The sequence below is a fragment of the Desulfosarcina sp. genome (assembly GCF_033791525.1).
Classification (GTDB): domain Bacteria; phylum Desulfobacterota; class Desulfobacteria; order Desulfobacterales; family Desulfosarcinaceae; genus Desulfosarcina.
The window spans coordinates 1-9,855 of record NZ_JASJGN010000284.1; the positions used below are offsets into that span (position 1 = coordinate 1).

Genomic DNA, 9,855 nt, shown 5'->3' on the forward strand with positions numbered 1-9,855 from the left:
CTACTTCGTCACCCTCATGGAAAAATACCACATCTCCCCCGGACCCGCTCACGCCATGTTTGTGGATTCCATTCACCGTTACCTGATCTGGGCCTTTGCTGGAGCTATCTTTCTGGCTATCGTGCTCAGCTATGTGATGAACCGGCGAATTCTGGGCCCGCTGACCCGCATGACCACCATCACCGGTGAAATCGCCGCCGGCGAGTTTTCGGCCCGGGTGCCCGTGGCCACTGCGGACGAAGTCGGACGACTGGCCCGGGCATTCAATCGCATGGCGAAAAACCTTGAAAAGATCGAGCACCTACGACGCTCGCTGATGATCGATGTGGCCCATGAGCTGCGCACCCCACTGACCAACATTCGGGGATACCTGGAGGCGCTCAACGACGGCGTGCTGCCGCCGGACCCGGCAACCCTCTCCCTGCTCCAGGACGAAACCCTGAGGCTGGCGGACCTGGTGGAAGATGTGCTGGCCCTGGCCCGGGCCGATGCCGCCAGCGGCCAGCTTGAACCGACGGTCGTGGACCTGAAGGAGATGGTGGCGGACACCCTGGCCCCTTTTCTGCCCAGCATCAAAAAGCGGGATTTGACCGTCGACATCGATGCCGCCGAATCAATGGCAACCGTCCACGCCGATCGGGACCGCCTGACCCGGGTGCTGCGCAACATCACCGATAATGCCATCCGCTATGCACCTGCAGGAAGTTTGGTCTCCATTGCCATCTTCAAGGCGTCGGACGCCATTCGGGTTGAATACGCCAACATAGCAGGGGAAATCCAAACCGACGACCTGCCCTACCTTTTCGAACGCTTTTATCGGGGAGAGAAATCGCGTTCCCGGCATCACGGCGGCGCTGGCATCGGCCTGTCCATCGTCAAGGAATTGGTGGCGGCCCATGGCGGAAAGGTGCATGCCGAGCTTACCGACGGCATCCTTCACATCGGTTTCAGCCTGCCCCTGTCAGTGGGCACATTGAGCGCTCAATCATCCATTTCAACCTAGCCCGGAAATTGCAGCAGTTGGGAATTAATCTGCTATCTACCTGTTCGATGGCCTTTATTGCCTACAGCATCTCCATCGAATGGTCTGCTACAGCTGGGACTCAATCGGCAGCAGCCCATAAAGCCAATACCTAATCGCCGCCATCGTTGATGACGAAGGGCGGGCAATGACGCACGGCAACGCGCATTGCGGGAGTTTCTGCCTGGGCATAAAATGGATATGAGAGAATTAAAGATAGGGCTAAAAAAAGAGCGCATTCAATGATGTGATGCGCCTCAACCCTGCATCAAACATGTCGGTCTCCTTTGGTGTTGGTGTGCAAAAAAAAACGGTCTCAGCTTAACGCTGTATGTATGTTGGCGATGTGATGCGCTCTGAGCCAGTCTTCGTTGAAGATACCCACAATCTACAAACTGCAAGCAATAGATCATAGAAAAACAAGGTTACTCCAGAATGATGAGAACACTTCCCAAAATGGTACCCAATAAAAACATGCAAGTCAGACCACCCATGAATATTGATGGAATCCCCGTATAACCTTCTTCTTCAAGTTTTCTGATGACGGTGTGGTAGGTTTTATAGCCAATCACGAAGACAATGCCTCCGGCACCGATAAAGAGCATCCCAATCAGTTGCATCATCCAACGCGGCTCCACAGCGGGCAACAATTTGACGAGTCCCAATCCAACCCCAACGGCGGACAATCCGGTTCTAAGCCAGGCCGCGAAGGTTCGCTCCTTGGCCAAACGTGTACGCTCGTGTGGCCAATTGGTGCGACCGTCTGCCGTGGGATCAACAACGATACGGTTTTTCAAATCATCTTCTTTCAATTGATTTTTCACCTTCTAGCCAGCCGTGTTCTGTCCTTTAAGTTGCATCCGTGTAACACTTGGCTGGCATCCTTACCCCATCAAGATTGCCAAAGCGTTATATTGCCATGGCGGCCTATATGATTTTGGACCACGGTTAGTTAGTGCCCATCCAGAAACGGCTATTTTGCCCGATATCTGCGTTATGCTCAAAATTTTATCCTCGGAATATCAACCATATACACCCCAAGGGCATTTCTTTCAGGTCACCTGCGGTAAAATTTTTCGCATGCCTTGATCTTGACCAAAATTCCTCATTTCTGGACGGACACTAGTTAAAAGGATCACTATCGGCTCAACCAGTAAATGATGCCAGGCAAATCGGTAATGCCAATGGTCACAAAAAACGTGTCATTCGCGTCGTTGACAATATCGCGTGCACCCAGACTGATGCGCAGCCGGTTGGCCAACAGGTTGGCATGCACATCCAATCCGAATGTGGTCTGGTCGCCAATCTCGGGATCTTTCCAGCTATGGTATACGGCCGGCGTGATCCCCCATCCGGAGAAAAAGGCCATTTTCTCCATCCTCGTCAGGTCCAATCCCACGGTGCCATAGTTCTCACGATCGACATCGGCACTGGAATTGACCAAACCGCCGCTGAATCCCAAGCCGATTCGCAATCCAGCATTGACGCGTTTAAAATTCCAGGTCGGCTGCCAGAAAAAAAGGATGTCACCATCCACCGTATCGAATGCCGTTTCGTAAGGAATGATGTTACGCCAGATCCAATCATCGGGCGCTGTCGACGGACTGAACGTAAAGCGCGGGTATTGGTAGGTAACGGTTCTCAGGGCCAGGGCACCGGCTCCCATCAGGCCCGTGTTGGCCTCTTCCTGCAGCTGCGGGTCGGGCTCGCGGGCCTGGTAAATGGCTTGGGCCTCTTTTTCAAGATGTACCATTCGGCTGGTTGCCCGGTTGGCCAGTTCGTGCGACCAGTATTCCGGATCGTCCATGATCACGCTCAACAGAGACGCACCGCCGTCCGGGGAAGTGGTGGGTTCAAAACCCTCGGTTTTAAGATGCTCAAAGAATTCGCGTTCGACAGATATCAGTTCCCCGGAACGCTCATTGCTTCTGCTGGCAGCCTCGAGTGATTTGCTCAGACCTTCAAAAATAATGCGCGTATCGCGATCTTCCGGCGGCATCGGGTCATAAGCATAGCGCAGTCCGCCGGCCTTACCAAATTCCTGTTTGGCCATCAAGGCGAACAGATATCTGCTCTTGGGATCATCAGCCACACCGACATCCTGATACAATTGTTCACTCAGCTGGTCACGGCAGTTCTGTATCTCTGTTTCTTGATTCAATGCCGGGAAAATCCGTGCGCACTCTTCATTGGTTGCGACGATGACGGCATCGTAAATGCCCACATGATAATCGTATTCACGAAACTTGTAATCCAGAAAGGCACCAAAGTCGCTCAGCAGCGTTCCCGTGATCGGGCCGCCGCGACTGGTGACGTATATGTGTCGATCCGAATCGACGGACAGGGCCGATTGCCGGAAATCGTTTATTAGGTTCTCGTCCTTGGGTGCGACCTCTTCAACCAGGTCAATGAGCCCATCGGCGAGCTGCTTTCTCAAGCGTTGCGCATCGAGCCTACATTCAATGGAATTCACCTGGCCGTCTTTGGCTGAAGACGGACGGCAGGTTTCAGCGATGCCTGCATTCAAAAGGGCCTGTGCGGACAAGGGGGCGACGATGGGAGCAAGTCGGTAGCTACGGGCAAGTTCCAGCAGCCTGCCGGCATATCGCAACCGGTCGCCGCAGGGCAGCTGGCCCTCGAAGAAAGGCAACACGGCGTCACAATTCATATCCGGCTGGTTGGCGTCCACGATGTCGGCGATGTTGCGGCTCAGTTGGGAAAGGCTCAGTCGCCAGTTGTCGCTGGTCAGTTCGCGGTAAAGTTCATATTTGCGGGCGGTTCCGATTGCACCACCCAGAACCACCGCTTCTGAAGCCAAATCGAAGGTCATTTGCCGACAGGCATCGGGAGGATTGTCGCCTTCACAGGCCCGTTTGGCTTCCGAGGCAGCGCTTGCATAGCGCCGACGGTCCGGGTCGAGATAAATGTAGCGCACCGGCAAATGGGTCTCTTTGTGTCGTCTGCTGGACTCTGCAAGCAGGCGCGACAAGCCCAGAGGAAGGTTGTCGAACAGGCCCCCGTCGGCAAACTCCGCTTCCGACAGTTCGTACCCATCCGGACAAATCATTTCGTCTTCATTTGCATCACCCCATTCAGCGGAAACCCCACCGGCGGTGTCGCTCTCTGCAGAAAGTTTTTTTTGACGACAGTATTGCAGGCGCTTGCGCCCAAACCCGCCGGGAAAAGCGCTGGTGGTCAACAGGGCATCCTCGATCTGCTGGTCGGAGATCGAAAACGGGTCGCTTTCAGCCGTCCGTGGCATGAGAATCATGGCCGGATCGATCAGGGATGGATAGTCTTCGGGCTTGAACACAAATGCAGCACTACCATCCTCCTGGGTGTGCATTTCAAACGGGATGAAAAAACGCTGATTCAAAACGGTAACACCGCTGATGGTCATCGTATCCGGTCTCACACGGGTGACGGTTACCCCCATCGGCACGCGAACACCGCTGCGGAAAGACCCCGGTTGCTTCCATTTTTTACGCAGCTCGCGGGCGACCGCAACCAAATCCTTTCGCGACAGCAGGGCATCGTCTGGCAGATATTGCGGCGAATCCGGTTTGGTCGGCAGCAGCCGGTTCACATCCGGAGATAGCCAGAAGTCCCGGAATATATTGTCACCGATACGATTGGCAAAACCACCCTCGTTCTCCGGCTTTACGGACCATACCAATGCAGCCAGCAGGGTATTTATCCCTCCGGCTGACGTACCTGCAATGCTGGATATTTCAACTGGCCGCAGGTCTCCGCCCAATGCCCCGTCCTGCGTGTGGTTAACCTGGCGGAGAACCTCCACAATTCCCCAGGTCAACCCGGCTTCATAGGCACCCTTGCTGGCCCCGCCGCTGATGGCCAATGACAGCCGATTAGAATCGGAGTCCGCCAAGGCTGGATTCGTGAAAAAAATCAGTGTTAGGAGCAGCAGACAGTACAGGATCGGATTGGATAGCCGGACCTTCATGCAGGATATTCCTTTTTTAAAAAAGTCAACCAAACAGGATGTTGGTAAATTATTTCGTCTTGGGATATTAAAGCGAGTGACGCCGATTATAGGCGCAACGATAATATAGATCAACCATCAAAGGGATGTCGGTTTTCCCGGTTGTGCGTATCCAGCGAAACGGTTGAGAATAAGCGATCAGGCAACCCGGAACCATTAAAATCAAGACCCCTCACTTAGGGAGAGTGCCCACTGATCCCCTTCCAGAACCGATATAGCTGAGATACGCACAAATTTCTGCAGCCCACAATCCCCCCACAATCCCCTCTCCCTTGAAAATCTTTAACCAATCTTTACATTAACGTTACACATCCCTTAACCGGATGTCTTATTGTCTGTCCATGAACGCAATGTAACGGACAGAAACCAGGAGGTGTGTAATGAAAAACACAATTGTTGCAGCCTTGGTTCTAATCGCGGTCTTCTTCGGCTACCAGCAGGTCAGAAGCATGGACGATAAAATGGAGAACCCCATGAATGAAATGGTCGAGAATTCACGATCGGCCGTCTTTGCCGGCGGCTGCTTCTGGTGCACGGAATCGGATTATGAAAAAGTTGACGGCGTGATCGAGGCCGTGTCGGGCTATACCGGCGGGCGCATGGAAAACCCCACTTACAAGCAGGTTTCTGCCGGCGGCACCGGCCACATAGAAGCCATCAAGGTCGTCTACGATCCAGCCAAGATCTCTTACAGCCAGCTGTTGGACACACTCTGGCGCCACATCGACCCCACCGATGCCGGCGGCCAGTTCGTGGATCGGGGCGATCAATACCGCAGTGCCATTTTCTATGCCACCGATGAGGAGCGGCAGATGGCCGAAGCCTCGAAAAAAGCGCTTTCCGCCTCCGGCCACTTCGACCGGCCGATCGTAACCGACATCCTCCCCCTGGGTGCCTTTTATGAGGCCGAAGACTACCACCAGGACTACTACAAAAAAAATTCACTTCGCTATAACTGGTACCGCTCCGGTTCCGGCCGGGACCAATTCCTGGAGACGACCTGGGCCGGTGAGGAGATAAAAATGGAAAAGACGTCTTCCAAGATGATGGATGGAAATAAAAAGGAAATGACAGTCGAGGTCCCCACGGATAAACAGCTCAAACAGACGCTCACCCCGCTGCAGTATCGGGTCGCCCGTGAGAGCGGCACCGAACCGCCGTTCAACAATGAATATTGGGATAATCACGATGCGGGCATCTATGTGGATGTAGTGTCCGGCGAGGCCCTGTTCAGTTCCACGGACAAGTTCGACTCGGGGACGGGGTGGCCCAGCTTCACCCGCCCGCTGCAGTCAGACAACGTAATTGAAAAAAAAGACATGAGTTTTTTCATGGTGCGCACCGAAGTTCGCAGCAAACAGGCCGACTCCCATCTGGGACATCTGTTCGAAGACGGCCCCAAACCCACAGGATTGAGATACTGCATCAATTCGGCGTCTCTGAGATTTATTCCCGAGGACGAGCTTGAAAAAGAGGGGTATGGCAGCTACCGCAGCCTGTTCGAAAAATAGCACCGGCCATGTAGGCGCATGCACCTTATCCACCTGTTTCAACGGCACATATGGAATGCGGGTAACCGAAAGGGGGAAAAGCGTCTAACGGCAGGAAAACACACCCGGGAGGTCTGCCATGAAAAAAAACATGTTCGTTATCCTGACATCAATCATCGTCAGCGGGGTTATTTTCACTGGATCGGCTTGGGCCGATGATGCAGCGGTCGAGCAGGCCGTCTTTTATGTGCAATGATATGGCGTGGGGAAATCAGCCCTGGATGGGCTGGACGGCGTGAAGTCGGTAACCAGCGGTTTCAGCGGATTTCGCGAGATCAACACGGTGACGTACGACCCTGCCGTGATTACCCGCGACCAGATGGTGACGGCCCTGAAAAAGGCCGGCACCTATACGGGGACCAAAGAGTGATGGTTCGGGGTTCTGGGTTCAAAATGGTTTCTATCCTTCAACCTTTGAACGGGGAACGTTGAACCGGGAACCTTCTTTAGTCCTTCAACCTCTGAACGGTGAACGCTGAACCGGGAACCGCCGTGGGTTCAAGGTTTGTGGTTAAAATCGGATAAACCGAAAACAACAAATCACAGGCACCAAATCTTAAATAACAAACTACAAATCTCAAATAAATTCCAAATTACAATAGCCAAATCTCAAAAAAGGGCCAAAACCAGCAGTTAACTGTCATTTTGAGTTCTCCACTATTGACGATTGGAATGTCCTTTCTTCAAGACCCTATGGTTTGGAATTTTGAATTTGGTCATTGTGATTTATTTGTCATTTGGTATTTGGCTGTTGTTTTTTATTTATCTGTGGGGACCGGGCTTTACTTAAGCCCGCCACCCAGTTCCAGCCCTAGCTCCAGGGCCTGGCGGTTCATCTCGATAAAGCCCGACGGGATGCGCTGCTCCAATACCTTCATGATCGATTCCGGGCGCACCAGCTGGGTCAGACCCACCACCGCCCCGAGCATGCAGATGTTGAACACGATCGGCTTGCCGATCCGGTCCATCACCGTCTGGTACATGGGCAGCTGACGCTGCACCGCGTCCACCTTCAGCTGCGGCTGAACATAGCGCGTGTCCATGATCAGCAGTCCGCCCGGACGGATGATGTCGTAAAATTTGTTGTAGGCCTCCTGGGTCAGGCACACCAGCACGTTCGGCTGGATCACCTTGGGAAAATTGATCGGCACATCCGAGATGATCACGTCCGATCGCGTGGCACCCCCGCGCGCCGCCGCACCATACGCCTGGGTCTGCACCGCCGTCAGTTCTTCGTGCAGCACCGCCGCCTCGGCAAGGATGATCGCGGCCGTGATCACCCCCTGACCGCCCGATCCTGAAAATACCATCCTGCATCGTTCCATCTATACCCCTCCCATGGCCCGTTCGATGATCCGGTCATACTCGCTGCAGTACTCGGGCTTGTCGGTTTGCACGAATATGCCCCGCTCGATCAGCTCCGGATGTTCGGCCTTGGCCTTCGATCCGATCGGCGTGGTGCTCTCCTTCATGCGCTTCATCATCTCCACTGCCCCGCCCTGCTTGTTCTTGCGACCGAAGTAGGTCGGGCACTGGCTCATCACCTCCACCACCGAAAAGCCTTCGTGAAGGATCCCCGCACGGATGATGTCGGCCATCTGCTGCACGTGGTAGGTCGTCGTGCGCGCCACGAACGTCGCCCCGGCCGCCCTGGCCATCTCCACCACGTCGAACCCCTGGTCGATGTTCGAATAGGGCGCCGTTGTCGCCATGATCCCCGGACCGCTCAGCGGCGAGTACTGGCCGCCGGTCATGCCGTAGATGCGGTTGTTCATAACGATCGCCGTCATGTCGATGTTGCGGCGCGCCGCGTGGATGAAATGGTTGCCCCCGATGGACAAGGCGTCTCCGTCGCCCATGGGCACGATCACGTTCAGCTCCGGCTTGCTCAGCTTCACCCCCGTGGCAAAGGCCAGCGCCCGCCCGTGGATCGTGTGCAGGGTGTGAAAATCCATGTACCCGGAGATGCGCGACGAGCAGCCGATCCCCGATACCATCACCATCTCGTTGCGACTCATGCCCAGCCGTTCCACCGAACGGATCAGCCCGTTGAGCACGATCCCGTGGCCGCAGCCCGAGCACCACAGGTGCGGGAAAAAACGCTGGCGGATATAATCATTGACTGCCATCTAGACCCCCTTGCCCTCGATCAGGCGAAGTATGTTTCGGATATCATTGGGCGCAATGAACACCCCGTCGATGCGGTTGGCCAGAAACACCCGCTCCGGGTGGCGCACGGTCGTCTTGACCATCTGGCACACCTGGCCCATGTTCATCTCCACCACTACCGTGGTCCTGGCACGGTTGCAGTACTCTTGAATCACATCCGCCGGAAAGGGCCACAGCGTCTGCAGTTCCAGCAGGCCGATCTTCTCTCCTCGCGGGCGCAGGTGCTCCACCACGTGCAGGGCACTGCGCGCCGCCGAGCCGAAGCTGACCAGCACCGTCTCCGCATCCTCTAAGTAAAAGGTCTTGTAGTGTGCCATCTGGCCGGCGTTGTTCTCGATCTTGTCCACCAGGTGCCGCAGCAAGCCGTGCACGATCTTGGGGTTGTCCGACGGAAAACCCCACATGTCGTGAACCAGGCCGGTCACGTTGTAGCGGTGCACGTCGCCGAAGTCGCTCATGGGCAACCGCCCGTCCTCCCGGGGCAGGTAGGGGTGGTAGTCCACCCCGCCCCGCACGGCGGTGCGAAGGCGCTCCACCAGCGGGATCTCACCCTTTTCTGGAATCTCCAGCCGCTCGCGCATGTGGCCCACCACCTCATCGAACAACAGGATCACCGGCGTGCGATAGGTCTCGGCGATGTTGAAGGCCTCCACGGTCATGGCGAACACGTCCTGGTGGTTCGACGCCGTCAGCGCCACGATGCTGTGGTCACCGTGCGTGCCCCAGCGCGCCTGCATCACGTCTCCCTGGCTCACGTGGGTGGGCACACCCGTGGACGGACCCCCGCGCTGCACGTTGACGATCACGCAGGGAATCTCGGCCATCACCGCGTAGCCCAACGCCTCCTGCTTGAGGGAAAAGCCCGGCCCCGAGGTGGCCGTGAGCACCTTCTTGCCCGTCAGCGACGCGCCGATGATCGCGCACATGGAGGCAATCTCGTCCTCCATCTGGATGAACTTGCCGCCCTGCTGCGGCAGCCGCCGCGACAAATGCTCGGCAATCTCCGTCGACGGCGTGATCGGGTAACCGGCGAAAAAATCCAGACCCGCGTAAAGGGCCCCTTCCACGCAGGCCTCGTTGCCTTGAATGAATTTGATCTGTCTGGTCATGGG

At 55.5% G+C, this 9,855-nt stretch carries 8 protein-coding genes; 3 read left to right on the forward strand and 5 right to left on the reverse strand.

Annotated features, from left to right (window positions below):
- Positions 1-1,003: sensor histidine kinase (locus QNK41_RS14100; protein WP_319258011.1), on the forward strand; the 1,003-nt coding region annotated here is incomplete at its 5' end.
- 443 nt (positions 1,004-1,446) lie between these two features.
- Here the strand turns inward: QNK41_RS14100 and QNK41_RS14105 are convergent.
- Together QNK41_RS14105 and QNK41_RS14110 are read right to left on the reverse strand one after the other, a co-directional pair.
- Positions 1,447-1,833 (reverse strand): DUF202 domain-containing protein, encoded by a 387-nt coding sequence (locus tag QNK41_RS14105; protein WP_319258013.1) that lies wholly within the window; start codon positions 1,831-1,833, stop codon positions 1,447-1,449.
- Positions 1,834-2,159: 326 nt separating this feature from the next.
- Positions 2,160-4,985: a patatin-like phospholipase family protein gene (locus QNK41_RS14110; protein ID WP_319258015.1), complete on the reverse strand. Its 2,826-nt coding sequence runs from the start codon at positions 4,983-4,985 to the stop codon at positions 2,160-2,162.
- Positions 4,986-5,497: 512 nt separating this feature from the next.
- Here QNK41_RS14110 and msrB point away from each other — a divergent pair.
- On the forward strand, positions 5,498-6,535 hold the full coding sequence (gene msrB / locus QNK41_RS14115) for a peptide-methionine (R)-S-oxide reductase MsrB (protein WP_413815156.1): 1,038 nt from the start codon (positions 5,498-5,500) through the stop codon (positions 6,533-6,535).
- Positions 6,536-6,776: 241 nt separating this feature from the next.
- On the forward strand, positions 6,777-6,944 hold the full coding sequence (locus QNK41_RS14120) for a hypothetical protein (protein WP_319258019.1): 168 nt from the start codon (positions 6,777-6,779) through the stop codon (positions 6,942-6,944).
- A gap of 412 nt (positions 6,945-7,356) precedes the next feature.
- On the opposite strand, the gene QNK41_RS14125 is transcribed toward QNK41_RS14120, so the two are convergent.
- From QNK41_RS14125 to QNK41_RS14135, 3 genes are read right to left on the reverse strand one after another with little or no spacing between them, the layout of a single operon-like run.
- Complete coding sequence (locus QNK41_RS14125; protein WP_319258021.1) at positions 7,357-7,899, reverse strand: 2-oxoacid:acceptor oxidoreductase family protein; 543 nt, start codon at positions 7,897-7,899, stop codon at positions 7,357-7,359.
- A complete protein-coding gene (locus QNK41_RS14130) occupies positions 7,900-8,703 on the reverse strand; it encodes a 2-oxoacid:ferredoxin oxidoreductase subunit beta (RefSeq protein ID WP_319258023.1) in 804 nt (267 codons plus the stop codon).
- Positions 8,704-9,852: a 2-oxoacid:acceptor oxidoreductase subunit alpha gene (locus QNK41_RS14135; RefSeq protein ID WP_319258025.1), complete on the reverse strand. Its 1,149-nt coding sequence runs from the start codon at positions 9,850-9,852 to the stop codon at positions 8,704-8,706.
- Between the last annotated feature and the right edge of the window lie 3 nt (positions 9,853-9,855).